Annotated in this window: 17 protein-coding genes and 1 riboswitch; of the genes, 9 read left to right on the top strand and 8 right to left on the bottom strand. The window is 69.9% G+C overall.

What is annotated here, in order from left to right; translation table 11 throughout:
* Positions 1-58: 58 nt before the first annotated feature.
* Entirely contained in the window at positions 59-1,837 is a 1,779-nt protein-coding gene (locus E7742_RS00180) for an ABC transporter ATP-binding protein (RefSeq protein ID WP_137797077.1), read from the bottom strand.
* Positions 1,834-3,561, bottom strand: coding sequence for an ABC transporter ATP-binding protein (locus E7742_RS00175; RefSeq protein WP_137797076.1), 1,728 nt, complete (start codon positions 3,559-3,561; stop codon positions 1,834-1,836). Before E7742_RS00175 ends, E7742_RS00180 begins: the two co-directional genes overlap by 4 nt.
* A gap of 323 nt (positions 3,562-3,884) precedes the next feature.
* Between E7742_RS00175 and E7742_RS00170 the strand changes: the two genes are divergently transcribed.
* Together E7742_RS00170 and E7742_RS00165 are read left to right on the top strand one after the other, a co-directional pair.
* Complete coding sequence (locus tag E7742_RS00170) at positions 3,885-5,012, top strand: isochorismate synthase (RefSeq protein WP_217497535.1); 1,128 nt, start codon at positions 3,885-3,887, stop codon at positions 5,010-5,012.
* The gene (locus E7742_RS00165; RefSeq protein ID WP_217497516.1) at positions 5,009-5,773 is read left to right on the top strand and encodes a 2,3-dihydro-2,3-dihydroxybenzoate dehydrogenase; all 765 of its coding nucleotides are present in this window, start codon (positions 5,009-5,011) and stop codon (positions 5,771-5,773) included. The genes E7742_RS00170 and E7742_RS00165 overlap by 4 nt, the downstream gene beginning before the upstream one ends.
* A 9-nt stretch (positions 5,774-5,782) precedes the next feature.
* Here the strand turns inward: E7742_RS00165 and E7742_RS00160 are convergent, their stop codons facing one another.
* From E7742_RS00160 to E7742_RS00145, 4 genes are read right to left on the bottom strand one after another with little or no spacing between them, the layout of a single operon-like run.
* Entirely contained in the window at positions 5,783-6,556 is a 774-nt protein-coding gene (locus E7742_RS00160) for an SDR family NAD(P)-dependent oxidoreductase (protein WP_137797074.1), read from the bottom strand.
* On the bottom strand, positions 6,553-7,629 hold the full coding sequence (locus tag E7742_RS00155) for a 2,3-butanediol dehydrogenase (protein ID WP_137797073.1): 1,077 nt from the start codon (positions 7,627-7,629) through the stop codon (positions 6,553-6,555). Before E7742_RS00155 ends, E7742_RS00160 begins: the two co-directional genes overlap by 4 nt.
* Entirely contained in the window at positions 7,626-8,921 is a 1,296-nt protein-coding gene (locus E7742_RS00150) for an MFS transporter (protein WP_137797072.1), read from the bottom strand. Before E7742_RS00150 ends, E7742_RS00155 begins: the two co-directional genes overlap by 4 nt.
* 18 nt (positions 8,922-8,939) lie before the next feature.
* Positions 8,940-9,473 carry a 2,4'-dihydroxyacetophenone dioxygenase family protein gene (locus tag E7742_RS00145; protein WP_137797071.1) on the bottom strand — a complete coding sequence of 178 codons (534 nt, stop codon included), beginning with the start codon at positions 9,471-9,473 and terminating at the stop codon, positions 8,940-8,942.
* 237 nt (positions 9,474-9,710) lie between these two features.
* Between E7742_RS00145 and E7742_RS00140 the strand changes: the two genes are divergently transcribed.
* Positions 9,711-10,652, top strand: a complete 942-nt coding sequence (locus tag E7742_RS00140) for a helix-turn-helix domain-containing protein (protein ID WP_175420368.1) — start codon at positions 9,711-9,713, stop codon at positions 10,650-10,652.
* Positions 10,653-10,667: 15 nt separating this feature from the next.
* On the opposite strand, the gene E7742_RS00135 is transcribed toward E7742_RS00140, so the two are convergent.
* Together E7742_RS00135 and E7742_RS00130 are read right to left on the bottom strand one after the other, a co-directional pair.
* The gene (locus E7742_RS00135) at positions 10,668-12,788 is read right to left on the bottom strand and encodes a S9 family peptidase (RefSeq protein WP_137797069.1); all 2,121 of its coding nucleotides are present in this window, start codon (positions 12,786-12,788) and stop codon (positions 10,668-10,670) included.
* Positions 12,788-13,672: a phosphoribosylaminoimidazolesuccinocarboxamide synthase gene (locus E7742_RS00130; protein WP_137797068.1), complete on the bottom strand. Its 885-nt coding sequence runs from the start codon at positions 13,670-13,672 to the stop codon at positions 12,788-12,790. Before E7742_RS00130 ends, E7742_RS00135 begins: the two co-directional genes overlap by 1 nt.
* Before the next feature lie 157 nt (positions 13,673-13,829).
* Here E7742_RS00130 and E7742_RS00125 point away from each other — a divergent pair, with 157 nt between their 5' ends.
* From E7742_RS00125 to E7742_RS00100, 6 genes are all read left to right on the top strand, one after another.
* The gene (locus E7742_RS00125) at positions 13,830-15,263 is read left to right on the top strand and encodes an MDR family MFS transporter (RefSeq protein WP_137797067.1); all 1,434 of its coding nucleotides are present in this window, start codon (positions 13,830-13,832) and stop codon (positions 15,261-15,263) included.
* 57 nt (positions 15,264-15,320) lie between these two features.
* Positions 15,321-15,505, top strand: a riboswitch (cobalamin riboswitch).
* Positions 15,506-15,578: 73 nt separating this feature from the next.
* Complete coding sequence (locus E7742_RS00120; RefSeq protein WP_137800982.1) at positions 15,579-16,523, top strand: ABC transporter substrate-binding protein; 945 nt, start codon at positions 15,579-15,581, stop codon at positions 16,521-16,523.
* Complete coding sequence (locus E7742_RS00115; protein WP_137797066.1) at positions 16,520-17,578, top strand: FecCD family ABC transporter permease; 1,059 nt, start codon at positions 16,520-16,522, stop codon at positions 17,576-17,578. The genes E7742_RS00120 and E7742_RS00115 overlap by 4 nt, the downstream gene beginning before the upstream one ends.
* Entirely contained in the window at positions 17,575-18,387 is an 813-nt protein-coding gene (locus tag E7742_RS00110) for an ABC transporter ATP-binding protein (protein WP_137797065.1), read from the top strand. Before E7742_RS00115 ends, E7742_RS00110 begins: the two co-directional genes overlap by 4 nt.
* Positions 18,384-19,142 carry a (2Fe-2S) ferredoxin domain-containing protein gene (locus tag E7742_RS00105; protein WP_137797064.1) on the top strand — a complete coding sequence of 253 codons (759 nt, stop codon included), beginning with the start codon at positions 18,384-18,386 and terminating at the stop codon, positions 19,140-19,142. The genes E7742_RS00110 and E7742_RS00105 overlap by 4 nt, the downstream gene beginning before the upstream one ends.
* Positions 19,139-19,429: a SelT/SelW/SelH family protein gene (locus tag E7742_RS00100; protein ID WP_137797063.1), complete on the top strand. Its 291-nt coding sequence runs from the start codon at positions 19,139-19,141 to the stop codon at positions 19,427-19,429. Before E7742_RS00105 ends, E7742_RS00100 begins: the two co-directional genes overlap by 4 nt.
* Positions 19,430-19,528 lie beyond the last annotated feature (99 nt).

Raw genomic sequence — 19,528 nt, 5'->3', positions numbered from 1 at the left:
TTAGCCTAGACTTACTCCCAGTGGGGTCGTGTCGTGAACGAGAGGGCTTCCGCGCTCGTCAGTGTCGATGCAGGCTCCAGGCGTCCCACAGCGCGCAGTAGCGACCGCCCCGCGCGATCAACTCGTCGTGCGTGCCCTGCTCGACCACTGTCCCGTTCTCCATCAACAGGATTCGGTCCGCGTGCCGGACCTGCCCCAGGCGGTGCGCCACGATCACGGCGGCACGTCCGGCCAGCGCCGCGGTGGCGGCCTGCTCGAGCAACGAGGCACCGGAACTGCCCGCGTCGGCGGTGGCCTCGTCGAGGATCACCACGGGCGGGTCCGCCAGCACCAACCGTGCCAGCGCCAGCTGCTGTGCCTGCACGGGCGTGAGCTGGTGGCCGGCGTCCCCGACCACGGTGTCCAGGCCCTCCGGAAGCAGCTCGAACCAGTCGTCGGCCAGCACGGTCCGCAACGCCGCGACCATCGCGGCGTCGTCGGCCGCCGGGTTCGCCAGGGCGAGGTCCTCTCGCAGCGATCCGGCGAAAACGTGCACCTCCTGGGTGACCAGCGTGACCCGCTGCGCGCGTGCGCTTTCCGGAAATTGGGAAAGGTCGACACCGCCGAAGTCGATGCGCCCCTCGTCGGGCGTCCGAACCCCGGCGAGCAGTGCCGCCAACGTCGACTTCCCGGCACCCGAGGTACCCACGACGGCAACGGTCTCGCCGGGGGCCACCGCAAGGTCTGTGCCGCGGACGACATGTCGCCCCGGGACGTACCCGAACGTGACACCACGCGCCTCGAGCGCGCCGTGCTCCGGCAACGAGGAAGCGCGACTCTCGCCGTCCTGCTGTTCGTCGCGGGTCTCGATCACTCCGACGATCCGGGCGAGTGATGCGAGCGCGGACTGCAATTCGTCGATGACCAGCAACAGGTCGTCGATCGGCTCGAACAGGCGGAGGAAGAACAGCATCGCCGTCGTCGTGGCGCCGACGGTGAGCGCGTCTGCGCCCACCAGTAAGTACCCGGCGACGAGCAGGCCGGCCATGACGACGAACTGTCCGGAGTTGAGCCTTCCGTAGAAGCGGTTCTGCACGATGCGCGCTCGCATCGTCCACCGCACGACCTCCCACGAGTGGGATCCGATGCGGCCGGCCAGCTTCGGGGACATGTCGTACGCGTGCACCGTGCGCAGACCGCGCACCGCACCCAAGACCTGTTGCGCCCGCAGCCCCATCGCCGCGCGTTCGGCCGCATAGATTTCCGGCGCCTTCCGCAGGTACCAGCGCACCGCGAGCACGTAGATCGGCAGCGCCACCACGAGCACCGCGAGGAACCGCCAGTCCAGCGCCGTCAGTCCCACGGCCGTGAGGACCACCGTGAACAACGACGTCGACAGCGCCGGGACCACGGTGCTGATCGCGCGGGAGACCTCTTCGACGTCGTCGGTGGCGCGGGAGACGAGATCACCGCTGCCCGCCTGCTCCACCCGTTCGAGCGGCAGCGACAGGCTGGTTGTGAACATCCGCTCCCGCAGACGCGCCAGCACGGTTTCGAACAGCCTGGACGACAACACCACGCCCAGCGCCGTGAAGCCGGCGAAGGCGAGTGCCGCGCCGACCATGGCCGCGCCCGACAGCCAGATCCGCGCCGTGTCGCCGTCCTCGATGACGACGTCGACCATGCGGCCGAGCGCCCACGGCGGGACCAGACCGAGCGCGGCGCCGACGACCATGGTCGCCACGACCGCGGCCAGCCGTCCTCCCTGCCCGTGCAGTGCCCGGCGCACCTCGCGCCGCACGGACCGGGCATCGGCGACCGGTAGTTTCGCGGTCGTCGTCTGCAATTCGATGGTCATCGTGAGGCCTCCGTCAACGTCGGTGCGAGATCGCCGGTCGTCGTGTCGGCGGCTTCGATGCGCCACACGCTCGACGCGGCCGCCAACAGTGCCGGCGACGACGTGAACACGATCGTGGTCTTCCCGGACCGCGCGGTTGCGATGCGTTCGGCCACAGTCGCTTCCGTCACCGAGTCGACAGCCGTCGTCGGATCCAGCAGCACGAGCACGTCCGGGTCCGCGGCCAGCGCGCGGGCCAGCGACACACGCTGGCGCTGGCCGCCCGACAGCATCCGCCCGGCCTCGCCGACGTCGGTGGCCAGGCCGTCGGGCAGGGTCGCCAGCACGTCGTCGCAGGCCGATGCGAAGATCGCGCGGGTGACGGCCTCGGCGCCGACGTCGTCGGTCGCGGCGATGTTCTCCCCGACGGTGCCCTCGAACAGGTCGCTCTCGTGCGGAGCCACGAGCAGTGTGCGTTTGCGTGTCCCGTGCGGCAGGTCGCGTACGTCCACCCCGCCGACGGTGACAGCTCCCGAGCTCGGTTCCGCCAGCCCGGCGAGGACGTCGGCGAGGGCCGCGGTGGTGACCGCATCCGCCTCGACGGCGACGAACTCACCCTCCGGGACGTCCCGGTCGACGGCGGCCGCGGCGCCGCACGCGGCCCCCTCGAACCGCAGCGAGAAACCGCCCGGCGCGCGCGCAGCCGGCGACTCCTCGTGGGCGAACGGCGCCTGCAGGACCGTCAGCACGCGCTCGGCCGACCCCAACGCCTGCGCCCAGATGGCGCCGAAGTTGGCGGCGAAGGCCTGGAGCGGGCCCATGACGAACTGGGTCACCGCCACGACGGTGATGAGCTGACCGATGGTCATCGCACCACCGACCGCCATCAGGCCGGCGGCCACCGCGACTCCGGCGATGAACAACCCGGAGACGGTCTCCATCGACGCCAGGTAGCCCGCGCGGGCCACGTTCGCCTTGAGCGTGCCCTGCAACGCCCGCTCACTCGCAACGAGATACCGACGCCCCGCCTCGTGTTCGGCGCCGAGACCCTTGACGATCCGGAAGCCGCCCACCAGATCGGCCGCCGTACCCGCGGCCTCCCCCGCCGCCTGCTGCTCCTGCATGCTCCGCCGGCGCAGCGGCGCACCCGCGCGGTCCATGAGCCACAACATGAGCGGCGCCGCCACCAGGATGGCCAGGCCCAGCGGCCAGGAGATGTACAGCAGGATCAGCGCCGAGAAGACGACGGCGGCGAACTCACCCAACGGATACACCACGATCGCGACTGCCGAGGCGAGCTGCCGGGCGTCGGATGTGGCGATGCTCAGCAGCATTCCGGGCTGGCGCGCCGCACCGCCCAGTCCGCGTGCGTCGAGGATCCGGTCGGTGATGCGCGTGCGCACCTGGTGCTGGATCGACTGCATGCCCAGGAAGCCGACGCGGGATCCGAACCGGAAGGTCGTCGACACTAGTGCGTAATCGACTGCCAGCACCGCCACCCACAACACCAGTTCGCCGGCATCACCCGTGCTGATCGCACGGTCGATGGCCACGCCCATGATGACCGGCACCAGCGCCGCGCACAGCTGGTGCACGATCAGCAGCACGCCGGCCGGAACCGTGTACTTCTTGGCCGCGAACATCGTCCGCAGCGTCAGTTGTCGCGGGGTGGTGGACTCGGTGACGTCTATGTGCCGGGTGCGCAGCGGCGTCGCGGGCGCTTCGAAGAAGACTGGCAGTTGCATGTACTCGGAGCTCCTGGCGCAGGCGGAGTCGCTCGTAGCGGCGACCCCGAGTGGGAAGGAAGGTCAGTGCGTCGACGCAGCGTCGGCCACGGCCGACATCGTCGAGGTAGCGAATCTCACACCGACACAACAGAAATCGCCGTTTCCGCACGCCATCCGACCACACGTCATCGACACAGTCCACCCCTCGCACGTCTGAATAACCTTAGCCTAACCTATATAGGACCAATCGGTTTAGGCTAGCCGGGTCAGGGCATCGATTGCCCACCCCCAATCCCTGGATCGAAACGAGGCTCGTGTTGAGTTCACGCACGCACACCGTCATCGACGCCGCGGGCATCGTCGGTTCCGACGAAGGCACCCGCGGCCGCTTCGTACTGTCCCGTCCGCACGGAACGGTGGCGGCGGACGGCTGCCGCGCACGGTTCGACGATGCCGACGCTGCCGCGTCGGCACTGCGATCCGGGGCCGCGGGCCTCGTGGTCGGCGCGCTCCCCTTCTCCCGCGACACCCCCTGCGCCCTCACCGAACCCGAGTACGTCGTGCGCACCGGTGAAATCTGGCAGGCACCCGACGGACTGCCGGATCTGCCCGCGTTCACCGTCGACGAATTGCGCGAGGGGGAGCACACCGATCGCATCCACACCGCTCTCGACGTCCTGCGCGACACCGGGTCGGAGCTGCAGAAGGTGGTTCTGGCCCGGACCGTGACGTTGGCCGCCGACGGCCCGGTGGATCCGTCGAGGGTGCTGGCGGCACTGGTGGCCGGAACCCCGGAGGGCAACGGTTATTACGCGGACCTGAGCGCGGCCGGTGGACCCTACAGCGGGCGCACGTTGGTCGGATCGTCACCCGAGGTACTCGTGCGGAAGCGGGGCGAGGCCGTCAGCTGTCACCCGCTCGCGGGCTCGGCGGCTCGTCATCCGCGGGCCGACCGCGATCGCCAGGTCGGCCGCGCACTGACCGAATCGACCAAGGACCGGCGCGAACACGCGTTCGTCGTCGACGCGATCCGCGAGGCGCTGGCACCGTTCTGCCGCGTCCTCGACATCCCCGACGAGCCGACGCTCGCCCACACCCCGCAGCTGTGGCACCTCGGTACACCGATTCGGGGTGAGCTCCGGGACCCGAGCACCACCGCACTCGATCTCGCTCTGGCACTGCACCCGACGCCGGCGGTCTGCGGGACACCCACCGGCCCGGCCTTCGACACGATCGCCGAGTTGGAGGGCGACCGCGGGTTCTACGCGGGCGCGGTGGGCTGGTGCACGGCCGACGGCGACGGCGAATGGATGGTGGCCATCCGCTGCGCCGAGATCAGCAGCGATCGACGCCGGGTCACCACGTATGCGGGCGGTGGCATCGTCGCCGAGTCCGATCCGGGGGCCGAACTACGAGAGACGGTGACCAAGTTCGGTACCGTCATGAGCGCACTGGGAGTGCAACTGTGACAATCTCTCTGGTGGTAGGCGCCGGCCACGGCATCGGTCGGGCCGTGGCGCTGACGTTGGCGCGGGCCGGGCGGAAGGTCGCATTGGCCGACGCCGACGCGGCGGGCCTCGCGGACACGGCCCGGCAGCTCGGTGGGGGCGTCCTCACCCACACCGTCGACATCCGCGACCCCGAGGCCGTGGCGGCGACGGTCGCCGAGACGGAGCAGTCTGCGGGCCCGATCACCGAACTCGCCCACGTCGCGGGAATCCTCGAGACCGGATCGGTGCTGGATTCCGATCCGGCCGACTGGCGGAACGTCTTCGACGTCAACCTCTTCGGACTGCTCAACGTCGTCCGACCGGTGGGCCGTGCCATGCGCGAACGCCGGTCCGGGGCCATCGTGGTCGTCGGCTCCAACTCGGCCGGGGTGCCACGGATGTCGATGGGCGCCTACGGCTCCTCCAAAGCGGCGTCGACCATGCTCACCCGGGTACTCGGGCTGGAACTGGCCCGGTACGGGGTGCGCGCCAACATCGTCGCGCCGGGGTCCACCGACACCGACATGCAGCGGTCCCTGTGGGCCGACCCCGAGGACGAGGCCGGTGCCCGCGGCGCGATCGACGGTGACCTCTCCTCCTACAAGGTGGGCATCCCCCTCGGCCGCATCGCGACACCGTCCGACATCGCCGAGACCGTCGAGTTCCTGCTCTCCGACCGGGCCCGGCACATCACCATGCAGAGCGTGTACGTCGACGGGGGCGCCACGCTGCGCGCCTGAGGACCGAACTCACACCGTCAGGTAACCACCGTCGACCGGGAGCACCGTGCCGGTGACGTACGACGCGGCCGGCGAACTCAGAAACACCGCGGCGGCCGCGACGTCCCGCGGCCGGCCCCACGCCCCCAACGGGGTGCGGGCCAGGATCTCCGCGTTGGCCTGCGGATCCTCCATGCGCCCGCGCCCGAGCGGGGTGTCGATCCATCCCGGCGCCACGGCGTTGACCCGGATGCCGTCAGCCGCGTAAGCCTGGGCGAGCGACTTCGTCAGTTGCACGAGGGCGCCCTTGGACGCCGCGTAGGCCGGGATCACGCTGCTGCCGAACGTCGAGTACATCGAGGCGATGTTGACGATCGACGCGGCCCGCCCGGCCATGCGCGGGCGGGCGAGCGTGCTCAGCCGCATCGCCGCGGTGAGGTTGACCCGCAACACCCGGTCCCAGCCGTCCGGGGTGTGCTCGGATCCGTCCTCGAGCGCGATCCCCGCGCAGTTCACCAGCACGTCCACCTCGCGCATCCGTGCCAGCACGTCGGCGAGGACCGTGTCGTCGGTGACGTCGCCGTGGACCACCGTCACCGCGTCACCGACCGTGTCGGGCCCGCGGCGCGGCGTCGGAAGACCCGGCGCCGGAAGACCCACGGCCCACACGTCGGCGCCGAGGCCGGCGAAGGCCGCGGCGATTCCGGCGCCGATGCCGGAGGTGCCGCCGGTGACGAGAACGGATCTCCCGGCGAACAGGTCGGTGCGGAAGACGTCGGTCGTGGCCGAATCGGTACGAGTCATCGGGTTCCTCCTCCACATCTCACGAGGGTCTTCACGCCGCGACGGCCGCCGGCGGCCATCGCCGTGAGCACGGCGGGCGCCTCGGCCAGGTCCACCACGTCGGCGGTGAACGGGGTCAGGTCGAGCAGGCCCCGGTGCACCAGGTCGATCAGTTCCCGATGGCAGTCGTTGTACCCGACGCTCGCCACCACGGTCAGCTCGTCGTTGACGAAATCGAAAGCATCGAAACGCAATTCGTCCGCCAACCCGAGTAGGACGACGGTCCCACCGGTGCGGACCGAGCCCACCGCGGTCTCGAACGTCGGCTGTGCACCGACGACCTCGAAGGCAACATCCACACCGTCGTCGCCGCCCGCGCTCCGGACGGCGGTGGGCACGTCGGAGACCGCTCGCGGGTCGATCACCGTCGGCACCCCGAGCCGCGAGGCCAGCGCGCGGCGCTCCGGCACCGGATCGATCCCGACGAGGCGATCGACACCGCGTCGGCGCAGCAGCGCGCAGACCAGTAGACCCACCGGGCCCAACCCGATCACCGCCGCACTCGCTCCCGTCCGGATCCCGGACCGGCGCACCGCGTGCAGCGCCACGGCGGCGGGTTCGAGCACCGCCGCCTGGGCCAGGTCGAACCCGGCCGGGAGCACGTGCACCATGTACGCCGGAACCGTTGCGTACTCGGCCATCCCACCGTCGCCCATCAGTCCGGCGAAGCCGAAGTGGCGGCACGTGTGGTAGCGCCCGTCCCGGCAGGCCGGGCACTCGCCGCAGCGGTAGTTCGGCTCGACCGCCACCGCGTCCCCGACGGCGATCCCGTCGACGTCCGCGCCGACCGCGACCACCGTGCCGGAGAACTCGTGCCCGAGCACGATGGGTGCGGTGGCACCCGACAGCGTGTGGGGTGTCCCGGTCGGGATGGCGTGCGGACCGTCGTGGATCTCGTGGAGGTCGCTGCCGCACGCCCCGCAGTACGCGCAGCGCAACAGCACCTGCCCCGCGTCCGGCGCCGGCAGCTCGACCTCGTCGACGCGCAGGTCGCCGGCGCCGTGCCACCGCACCGCGTGCCCGGTGACGTTCATGCGGATACCCCCACCCGTGCCGGCGCCGTCTCCTTCAGCGCGAACGCGAGCAGCACCACGACGAGGGCCGCGCCCGAGGAGATGAGCATGCTCACCTGCAGGCCGAACGAGTCCGACAGCCGCCCTGCCAGCCACGGGGCGACGAAACCGCCGACGACCTCGCCGACGCCCATGATGAGCCCCAGGCATGTCGCGACGAGGTGTCGCGGCACGGTCTCGGCGGGGATGGTGGCCATGAGCAGTGTGAAGCAGCCCAGACCGGTGTAGGTGACGGCGAGCGCGAGGAACAGCAGGATCGGCGAGTCGATCCCGATGACGGCGAGCGGGGCCAGCACCGCCAGCGACGTGAACCCGATCATCGCCGGTTTGCGCCCGATCCGGTCGGAGATCCCGGGCACCAGCGCGCCCCAGATCACCCACGCGATTCCGATGCCGGTGAGCGCGAAGCTCAACTGTCCGCCGTCGAAGCCCTTGACCTCGCTCAGGTAGAGCGGGGCGAACGTCTGGGTCGTGGTGAACCACGTCAGGTAGAAGATGGCGATCACCAGGCACACCAACACGTTGCGGGTACGGACCGCGTCGGCGAACCGCATCGACGCGCGGTCGTCGGACACCGGGGCCGCACCGTCCGCGTCGTCCTGCGCGATCGTGGCCGGGTCCTGCAGGCGCAGGTCGCGTACGAACTTCAGCACCAGCAGGGCCAGCAGCGCTCCGGGCACCACCGTCGCGAGGAACGCCGTTCGCCACCCGAAGGCCTCGGCCAGGTGGACGGTGACGATCGGCCCGAGGATGCCCCCGAGCAGGCCGGCGGACGAACCCTGCACCAGCCCCATGTTGAGCCCACGCCGCCGCGGACTCGACGAATAGATCATCATCGGTTGCGCGAGCGGCAGCACCGCACCCTCGGCGCCACCCATGATCGCCCGCAACAGCAACAGACTCGCGAGTCCACCCACCAGTCCCGACATCGCCGAGAAGACGGTGAACACGACGACCGCGCCGATCAGGAACGGCTTCCGCCGATCCTTGCGGTCGGACAGATAGCCCATCGACAGCCCGGCCAGCGCCCAGGTGAGGGCGGGGATGCCGCCCAGCAACCCGATGTCGGAGTTGTCCAGGCCCAGTTCGTCCTTGAAGAACGGGCTCAGGTAGTTCAGCGCCAGCCGGTCGAAGAACACGAACCCGAAGGTGGCGAAAAGTACTGCGAGCAGAACGTTTTCATAGCGCCCGCCGCGCGGCGGCGGTGTGTATGCGGTGGACGCGTACCCGCGTCGCGAACCGATGATGGTCATCGCACCTCTCTCCGGCCGTCAGCGAATGAGCGAATCGATGTAGTCCGCGCCGAGGCCCACCTTCTCGTAGTGGTCCCGGCACAGGGCGAGGTAGTCGTGGACATCGAAGTGGCCGGTGCTGTCACCGTTCTCGTCGAGCCACACCAGCGGGCCGGTCACCACGAAGAACGCGCGCATCGGGTCCTCGTGCTCGTACGCCACGAGAGTGTGGCCCTCGCCCGGCGTCTCGTAGACGAAGGAGCCCGCAGTCGCGGTCCACGGCTGTTCGAGGTAGCCCCACTTGCCCGAGATCGTGCACGCGAAGACCTCGTGCGGGTGGTAGTGGCGGTTGACCAGGCCCGCGGACTTGGCCCACAGGATGTCGGCCCAGCGGTTGTCGCGCGGCGAGATCCACAGCGGGCGGGAGAACACTGTCTCGGTCAGCGGCGCGTAGTACCGCTCGTCGTCGACGGGGGCGAACTGATGGAACACCTCGGGCTGGGCGTCCGGCTTCATCGAATTCACGATCGGCTTCAGATCGGCCCAGAACTCGTTGCTGGCGGCCTCGGGCATGGAACTCTCCTTCTTCGGATGCCGTCGGGGACGGCTACATCGGCAGAACGAGTACACGACGTCGAGGCCGGGGACGTCTTTCACCAACAGGACAGACCTACGTTCACTTTCGGACATCCCCCGGGCGTATTTGACGCGTCCGGACGGCCCATGCATACTTCTGCGGCATGTGTGGCCCACGTCTCATCGGGTAGGCGGTACCACCGCGACCCGCCGACAAGTGGAGGTATCCGGCCCGTGCCCCCCAAGATCACCACAGTGACCACCGACGGCATCGACAACCGCGATCGGGTGGCGTTCTGGGAGGAGTACAACGCGCAGGAACTCGTGGGACTGCGCTGCTCGACGTACCATCAGGACGGGCTCGAGGCACGCCAGCTCAACATGGACCTGGGCGGGCTGCGACTCGCGGAGATCTCCGGGAATCCGCACGTCATCGACCGGTCGCAGCAGCACGTCAGCGCCTCACCGAAGGACTCCGTCTTCATCACGCAGCTGGTGACCGGGTCGGCGTTCTTCTATCACGCCACCGGCTGTCTGCGGCTGAACGCCGGCGACATGGTCGTCTACGACACCGCCCACCCGTACCTGTTCGGGTTCGAGACGAAGATGCGGCAGCTACTGATCGACATCCCGCGGGACGCGTTGCGCGGGCACCGGCTGGCCGGCTCCCCCGACCTGCCGTACGTCGTGTCGCCGACGGCCGGCGTGAACGGAACGCGCGTGCGGGCGCTCGGCGGACTCGTCCGCGCCCTCATCGACGACGGCGACGCCGACGACCAGCGCCGGGACGACCTGCTCGCGACCGCCCTCACGCTACTGGCCGGCCGTGAGTCGACCGGAACGGCGCTGCGGCGCACCGCCACCACGCACATCATGGCCCGGCTCACGGACCCCGACCTCTCGGTCGAGTCGGTGGCCCGGGAGATCGGCGTCTCGGCCCGTCACCTGAACCGGACGTTCGCCGCCGACAACACCACCGTGTCGCAGTTCATCCACCGCCGGCGTCTCGACGGTGCCCGCAAGGAGCTCGTCGATCCGGCGGCGTTCGACCGCCGCATCGCCGAAGTCGCGGCCCGGTGGGGATTCTCCTCACAGGCCCACTTCACGCGCGCGTTCCGCCGCGAATTCGGCTGCGCGCCCAGCGAAATGCGGCGCGCCCGGCCGACCGTCGCCTGATAGGCCGACGCGCGGTCAGCCGACGGCGCCGGCCGTCTCGAGTACCCATGCGTACTCGAACGCGACTTCCCGCCACTTCTCGTAGCGGCCGCTGACGCCCCCGTGGCCCGCACTCATCTCGGTCTTGAGCAGCAGCGGCGAGTCTCCGGTCTTCGTCGCCCGCAACGCCGCCACCCATTTGGCGGGTTCGACGTAGAGCACGCGGGTGTCGTTGATGCTCGTGATCGCCAGGATCGCCGGGTAGTCCTTGGCCTCGACGTTCTCGTAGGGGCTGTAGGACCGCATGTACTCGTACACCTGCGGATCCTCGAGCGGGTTCCCCCACTCGTCCCACTCGATCACCGTCAACGGCAGGTCCGGGTCCAGGATCGAGGTGAGCGGATCGACGAACGGCACGTTCGCCAGGATGCCCGCGAACAGTTCGGGCGCCAGGTTCGCGACCGCACCCATCAGGAGTCCGCCCGCGCTGCCGCCGTCGGCCACGAGCCGGGCGGGCGTCGTGCGCCCTTCGTCGATCAGATGCCGAGCGCACGCGACGAAGTCGGTGAAGGTGTTCTTCTTGGTGAGCGTCTTGCCGTTCTCGTACCAGTGCCGGCCCATCTCGCCGCCGCCCCGCACGTGCGCGACCGCGAACACCATGCCGCGGTCGAGCAGCGACAGCCGCGCCACCGAGAACGCCGGGTCCATGCTCGCCTCGTACGAGCCGTACCCGTACAGCAACGTGGGTGCCGGATCGCCACCGATTCCCTTGCGCCGCACCACCGACAGCGGGATGCGGGTGCCGTCCTCGGCGGTGGCCCACTCGCGGTGCTGTTCGTAGTCGGCAGGATCGAAGCCGCCGAGCACGGGCTGCGACTTGCGCAGCAGCAGTTCACCGGTCGCGAGCTGGTAGTCGTACACGCGGGACGGCGTGATGAACGAGGTGTAGCCGATCCGCAGGGTCGGCTGCTCCCATTCGGGGTTGGAGCCGAGCCCGACGGAGAACAGTTCCTCGTCGAACTCCATCTCGGTGAGTTCGCCGTAGCCGTCGGCGGTCAGCGGCCAGATGGCGACGCGGGTCAGCACGTCGCGGCGGTAGCTGAGCACCAGGTGGTCGGCGAAGGTGTCGATGTCCTCGAGCCGGACGTCGTGGCGATGCGGAACCAGGATCTCCATGGCTTCCGGGTCGGCGACCGGCGCCTGCGCAAGCACGAAGTTCTCGGCCTTCTCACCGTCGACGACGTCGTTGTGCAGGATGAGGAACCGGTCCTGGCCCGCGACGACGGCGTGCTCGGCCGCGTACTCCACGCCCTCGCGGCGCGGCAGGATCACCCGGAACTCGCCCTCCGGGTCGGCCGACTCGAGGATCCAGCCCTCGGTGGTGACCTTGGAGCCGAGCCAGATCATGAGGTACTTCTCGCTGCGGGTGGACCCCACGGAAACCCAGTACCGCTCGTCGGGCTCGTGGAAGACGCGGACGTCGTCGGCCTGGTCGGTGCCCAGTTTGTGCCGCCACACCGTGTCCGGCCGCCACGACTCGTCGACCGTCAGATAGAAGACGTGCCGGTGATCGATCGCCCATGTCGCGCCGGGCGCCGTGTTCGGGATCTCGTCCGCCAGCAGTTCACCCGTGCGGAGGTCCTTGAACCGCAGCGTGTACCGCTCGTCCCCGACCACGTCCACCGAGTACGCCAGCAGCGTCCCGTCGTGACTGAGCGAGAACGCGCCGAGCGAGAAGAACTCGTGGCCCTCGGCGAGCGCGTTGCCGTCGAGCAGCACCTGCTCGCCCTCGATCGCGGCGTCCGCCGACAGGTCCGGCGGCGTCCAGTCGTCCGCATTCGCGATGGGACAGCGGCAGTGGACGCCGTACTGCTTGCCCTCCGCCGTGCGGGTGTAGTACCACCAGTCCCCGAGCCGCGTCGGCACCGACATGTCGGTTTCCTGCGTGCGCGACTTGATCTCCTGGAAGATCTTCTCGCGCAGCGGTTCCAGGTGTTCGAGCTGCCGGGCCGTGTACGCGTTCTCGGCCTCGAGGTACTCGACGACCTCGGGGTTCTCCTTGTCCCGCAGCCATTCGTAGTGGTCGACGAACGTGTCCCCGTGGTGGGTGCGCTCGAACGGCACCCGCTTCGCGACAGGCGGAGTCGGCGTGGTCATCAGCCCACCCAGTCCTCGAACGAGAGCCCCGAGATGCGTTCGTACGCCTCGATGTACCGCGCGCGGGTGGCCTCGACGATCTCCGGCGGCAGCGGCGGCGGCGGGGTGTCCGAGGCCCGATCCCAGCCGGATTCGGGTCCGGTGAGCCAGTTGCGCACGAACTGCTTGTCGAAACTCGGCTGCACCTTGCCGGGCTCGTAGCCCTCGGCCGGCCAGTAGCGCGACGAGTCCGGCGTCAGCACCTCGTCGGCGAGGACCAGGTTGTGGTCGCTGTCGAGACCGAACTCGAACTTGGTGTCGGCCAGGATGATGCCGCGCTCGCGCGCGAAACTGGCCGCCCGGAAGTAGATGTCGAGCGTGTCGTTGCGCAGCTTGACCGCCAGGTCCTGGCCGACCTTGTCGACGACGGCCTGGAAGTCGATGTTCTCGTCGTGGTCACCGAGGGCTGCCTTGCTGGCCGGGGTGAAGATGGGATCCGGCAACTCGCTCGCCTCCACCAGCCCCTCGGGCAGTTCGACGCCGCACACCGCACCCGTGTTCTGGTAGTCCACCAGTCCCGAGCCCGTCAGGTAGCCGCGGGCCACGCACTCGACCGGGATCATGTTCAGCTTGCGGACCACCAGCGCGCGGCCCAGCACCTCCTCGGGGATCCGCTCGTCGAGCGGGTCGCCGGCCAGGTGGTTGCTGCCACCGAGCTTCTCGAAGAAGAACACGCTCATCGCGGTCAGCACCCGCCCCTTGTCCGGGATCGGGGTGCTGAGCACGTGGTCGTATGCCGAGATCCGGTCACTCGCGACCAGCAGGAGATGCTCGTCGTCGATCGTGTACAGATCACGGACCTTGCCGCCGGCCAGGTGGGTGTAGGACTCGAGTGAAGGACGCACGATGCTCACCCTATCGGTCCTGCGAACGGGCGCATCCCACAGCGTGGCACGCCCGGCGACCCGGTGCCGGTGACCGGTCTCCCGGCGCCGGGAATAGAGCCCGACTCCGGATCGTTAGCCTTGTTTCGGACTGGACGATCTACCGGCGGGAGGGCGAATGGCGACCGAGACCGCCGACGCAGCGACCACATCATCCGTCGGCCTGCGCTCCGAGCGCGGCCCCATCCTGCTGTCGCTGATGCTGAGCACGTCGCTGGTCGCGCTCGACAGCACGATCATTGCGACCGCCGTGCTGACCATCGTCGGCGACCTCGGCGGCTTCAGCCAGTTCCCGTGGCTGTTCTCCATCTACCTGCTGGCGCAGGCCGTGTCGGTGCCCATCTACGGCAAGCTCGCCGACATGTTCGGCCGCAAGCCGATCATGATGTTGGGCATCGTGGTGTTCGCGGTCGGCTCGCTGCTCTGCGGACTCGCGTGGAGCATGCCCGCGCTGATCGTCTTCCGCGCCGTCCAGGGCCTGGGTGCGGGCGCGGTGCAACCGATGAGCCTGACGATCGCCGGTGACATCTACACGGTCGCCGAACGCGCCAAGGTCCAGGGCTACATCGCGAGCGTGTGGGGCGTGTCGGCGGTGCTGGGCCCGACACTCGGTGGCCTGTTCTCCGAATACCTGTCGTGGCGATGGATCTTCCTCGTCAACATTCCGTTGTGCGCCGTCGCGGCGTGGATGCTCCTGCGCAATTTCCGGGAAGAGAGAACCGCCCGTCGCGCACGCATCGACTACCCCGGCGCGGTCCTGCTCACGGCGGGTGCGGCGCTGATGATCCTGGGTCTGCTCGAGGGTGGTCAGGCCTGGGCGTGGGCCTCGCCCGCCGGGATCGGGGTCTTCGTCGCGGGCGCGGCGCTGCTGGTCGCGTTCGTGTTCGTCGAGCGCCGCGCCGCCGACCCGATCCTGCCGCTGTACATGCTCACCCGGCGGGTGCTCGTCGCGAGCAGCCTGGTGTCGCTGTCGGTGGGGGCCATCCTGATGGGTCTGACGACGTACGTGCCGACCTTCGTCCAGGGTGTCCTCGGCACCGGGGCGCTGGTCGCCGGCTTCGCGCTGGCGGTGCTCACGATCGGCTGGCCCATCGCGGCGTCGCAGGCCGGACGACTGTACCTGCGGATCGGGTTCCGCTCGACCGCCCTGATCGGCAGTGTGTTCGCACTCGTCGGCTCGGCGTTGTTGCTGCTGCTCGCGGAGGGCTCACCGGTGTGGCAGGTGGGTGCGACGTGTTTCGTCATCGGCATCGGCATGGGGCTGATCGCCACCCCGACGCTCATCGCCGCCCAGTCCAGCGTCGACTGGAGCGAGCGGGGCGTGGTGACGTCGACCAACATGTTCGCCCGCTCGATCGGCAGTGCCGTCGGGGTCGCGGTGTTCGGCGCGCTGGTCAACTCCCGTGTCGGCGACACGGCCGAACCGGCGCCGTCCGCGCTCTCCGGCGCCATCCACCTCGTGTTCCTCGGCATCCTGGGTGTCGCGGTACTGCTCACCGTGTCGTCGGCGCTGATGCCGCGAGCCGAACGACGGGAAGCCGGCCTCGGCTGACTCCGAACCGGACGATCCCGTCGCGAGCCCGCCGGTCGCCGGAGGGGTGTCGTCTATTGTTCACGATGTCGTCACGGTGTTCGGGAAGTCCGGTAGAAGCCGGCGCGGTACTCGCCACTGTGGGCAGGTACGTCGACTACCAGGGGTTCGACCCCAGCCACTGGATGTGAATACATCCGGGAAGGCGTAGTCGGCGGTCATCCCTGCCGAGCCAGGAGACCGGCCGTGACGCATACCTGCACGTTTTCCACGAGTCATGGAAGGCGGGTCGCTTTGCGTACCCATATCTCTCGCCGAGTCATCTCCACGGCAGCGGTGTCGATCGCCGCAGCCCTCACCCTCACCGCATGCGGCGGGTCGTCCGACGACGACGCCGACACCGCGTCGATCTCCTTGCAGAACTGCGGCCGCACCGTCACCCTCGACGGGCCGGCGGAGCGGGCCGTCACGCTCAACCAGGGTGCCACCGAGTCGGCGCTGGCGATCGGCGCGGAAGGTCGGATGGTTGGCACCGCGTACCTCGACGACTCGATCGCCCCGCAGTGGCAGGCGGCGTACGCGCAGGTGCCGGTGCTGGACGAGAAGGACTACCCCAGCCGCGAAGCCCTGCTCGAGACCCGACCGGACCTGGTGTTCGCGTCGTACTCGAGTGCGTTCGACGACAAGGCCGTCGGCTCCCACGAATCGTTCGACGAACTCGGCATCGCCACCTACGTCTCCCCGTTCGCCTGCAAGGACAAGTCGCAGCGTCCGCGGGTCGCGTGGGATTCGATCGCCACCGAGATCATCGACTACGGCACCCTGTTCGGCCGCGAGTCCGAGGCGGACGACGTCGTCGCGCAGATGCGCGCGACCCTCGACCGGATCGAGTCCGCCGCCCCCGCGAAGGGCAGGACGATCTTCTGGTACGACAGCGGCACCGACACCCCGTACGTCGGTGGCAACGCCGGCGGCCCGCAGTTGATCATCGACGCGGTGGGCGGCACCAACGTCTTCGCCGACGCCGACGGCGCCTGGCTCGACGGCAGCTGGGAAACCGTGCTGAAGGCGAATCCCGACGTCATCGTGCTGGCCGACGCGTCGTGGGACACCGCCGAGGCGAAGAAGAACCACCTCCGAAGCGACCCCGCGCTGCGAGACCTGACGGCGGTGCGCGACAACGCGTTCGTGGTGGTGCCGTTCTCCGCCAGTACCCCCGGGCCCCGGCTGATCGAGGGCGCCGCGGCCGTCGGTGAGCAGCTCGGCGGCGGCCGGGCATGAGTGCGACGACCCGGGTTCCGTCCCGGGTAGCCGCGACGACCGCCACCGGGTGGTCGGCGGTGCTGGCCGCGCTGCTCGTGGTGAGCTGCGCGGCCGGTGTCGCGATCGGCGCGGCCGACCTGTCGATCGGCACCGTCGTGAACGCCGTCGCCGGACGCCTCGGCATCGGACCCGGCACCGACCTGCTGACCAGCCACATCGTCGTGGACCTGCGGTTGCCGCGCGTGCTCGCCGCCGCGCTGGTCGGTGCGGGGCTGGCGCTGTGCGGGGCGGTCCTGCAGTCGCTCACCGGCAACGCGCTCGCCGATCCGTACCTGCTGGGCATGTCGGGCGGCGCGTCGCTCGGCGCGGTGCTGGCACTCACGGCGGGCGTCGGCACGGTCGGCTTCCTCGGCATGAGCGCGGTGTCGGTCGCCGCGTTCGTCGCGGCCCTGGGGAGCCTGCTGTTGGTGTTCCTCATCTCCACCTCCCCGTCGGGCGCGCTGCTTCCGGGACGGCTGGTGCTCGCCGGGATCGCCATCGGTCAGCTGGCCGCCGCGCTCACCTCGGGTCTGGTGTTCTTCGGGGACCGGGACGCCGCCCACCGGGTGCTGCAATGGACGCTGGGCTCGGTGGCCGGGGCCCGGTGGTCCGGGCTGGCGACCATCGCCGTCGTCGTCGCGGTCACCACCGTCGTGATCCTGGCGCACGCACGCGTGCTGGACTCGTTCGCGTTCGGCGAGCGGGCCGCCGCGAGTCTGGGCACCAACGTCGAACGCTCCCGCTGGGTGCTCTACGGGGTGGCGTCGTTGTGCACCGCAGCGCTCGTCGCACAGGCCGGGGTGATCGGCTTCGTCGGGCTGGTCGTCCCGCACGCCGCCCGAATGCTCGTCGGCCCGTTGCACGCCCGGCTACTGCCCGTCGTCGCGCTGGCGGGTGCGTCGTTGCTGGTCTGGGCCGACATCGCCGCCCGCACCGTGATGCCCGGCCGCGAGTTGCCGATCAGCATCGTCACCGCGGTCGTCGGCGTGCCGGTGTTCGTCGTGCTCCTCCGGCGGCGAGGAGCCCGTGCATGAGCCACCACTCCCCCGAGATCCGTGTGGAGAACCTGTCGTGGTCGGTCGGCACCGCCCCGATCCTCGACGCCGTGACGTGTCACGCACCGTCGCGGCGGTTCACCGGACTGATCGGGCCCAACGGCTCCGGCAAGACGTCGCTGCTGTCGGCGATCGCGCACCTCACCCGCCCCGACGACGGCACGGTGCTGATCGGCGGCGAGCCCGCGGCCGGACTGCACCGGCGCGAGTTCGCGCGCACCGTCGCGCTGGTGGAACAGCATTCGGCCACCGACCTGGAACTGACGGTGGAGCAGATCGTCGAACTGGGGATGATCCCGCGCCGCGGCGGCTGGGCCCGCCCGGCCCCGACCGGGAGCACCGACGTGGTCACCGAGAGCCTCGCCATGGCCGGGATCGCCGCCCTGCGACATCGACTGTGGCAGAGCCTGTCCGGTGGTGAGAGGCAGAAGACGCAGTTGGCACGCGCCTTCGCGCAGCAACCCTGTGTGCTGCTGCTCGACGAACCCACCAACCATCTCGACGTATCCGCGTCGCTCGAACTGCTCGACCTGATTCGCGCGCGCGGCCTCACCACCGTCGCCGCGATGCACGACCTGAACCTCGCCGCCATGTACTGCGATCACCTCGTGGTCCTGGACCGCGGCCGCGTCGTCACCGAGGGCGCCCCCGACACGGTCCTCACCGAACAGTTGCTCGCCGACGTCTACGGCATCGACGCGATCGTCCAGCCGCATCCGCGCACCGGACGCCCCATGGTGGTGTTGTGCGGCACGACCGGCGCCGCAATCGAAAGGCTTTCCTCATGAACGACATTCGTCCGCGTCGCTGGGTGGTCGTCACCGCGCCCACCGACCGCGGCGACGACCCGCGCGACCAGGTCCGCGGCGCACTGCACGCGCTCGGGGAGCGCCATCCCGACACCGTCTTCCGCACCGCGGTGCTCGGCGGGTCCGGGACGTCGGTCGCGGGCGCCCTCGACGAGGCCGCCGCATCCGGGGCCGCCGAGATCGTGGTGGTGAGTGCGCAGACCGTGCTGGACCGCAAGATCGACGTGTGGTTCCGACGGGTCGTCGGACACTGGCTCCGCGAACGCGGGGCAGGGGCACCCGACGTCCGTCTGGCTCCGCCGCTGTCCGACACCGCGAACTACACGGATCTGCTCGACGCCGCGATCAGCGGAGCGACGACACCGGCCCGCACCACCACCGCGCCGCTCACGTCACCGGCATGGGACGAGGTGCCCGGCTTCACCCGGCACGTGCTGGTGTGCCGCGGACCGCGGTGCTCGGCGCGCGGCGGCCCGGAAACCGCGGAGGCGCTGGACCACGCGCTCGAGGCGCGCGGGCTGGGTGACGACGACGTCCTCGTCACCCAGACCGGCTGTATGTTCCCGTGTTCGCAGGCACCGGTCGTCGCGGTGTACCCCGACGACACGTGGTACGCCGGACTCACCGCCCATCGCGTCGACCGGATGGTCGACCAGCATCTGGTCGCGGGCCGACCCGTCAGCGAATGGGCGGGTGCACGGCGGGCGCGGACGTCTGCAACGCTGGAGGCATGACCGCCGCCGCCCGCGTCACCATCACGTACTGCACACAGTGCAACTGGCTGCTCCGCGCCGGATGGATGGCGCAGGAGCTGCTGAACACCTTCGGCACCGATCTCGCCGAGGTGGCGCTGATTCCGGGAACCGGTGGCGTCTTCCGGATCGGCGTCGGGGACACGCTGGTGTGGGATCGCAAGCGTGACGGCGGTTTTCCCGACATCGTGACGCTCAAGAAGCTGATCCGCGACGCCGCGGTCCCGGGACGGGACCTGGGACACGCGGACCGCACACGCGACCACTGAGTTCGGGGGTCTTGACGACCACTCGCCGAGCGGCCAGTCTTGGACACAGGCATGTTCGGGTGAATCGACCCCGGCACCCGGCCGACCCCGCATCGCGTC

The organism is Rhodococcus sp. SGAir0479 (genome assembly GCF_005484805.1).
GTDB lineage: Bacteria > Actinomycetota > Actinomycetes > Mycobacteriales > Mycobacteriaceae > Prescottella.
The sequence above is the reverse complement of the archived record's forward strand: the minus strand, read 5'-3'. Positions and strand labels throughout refer to the sequence as shown.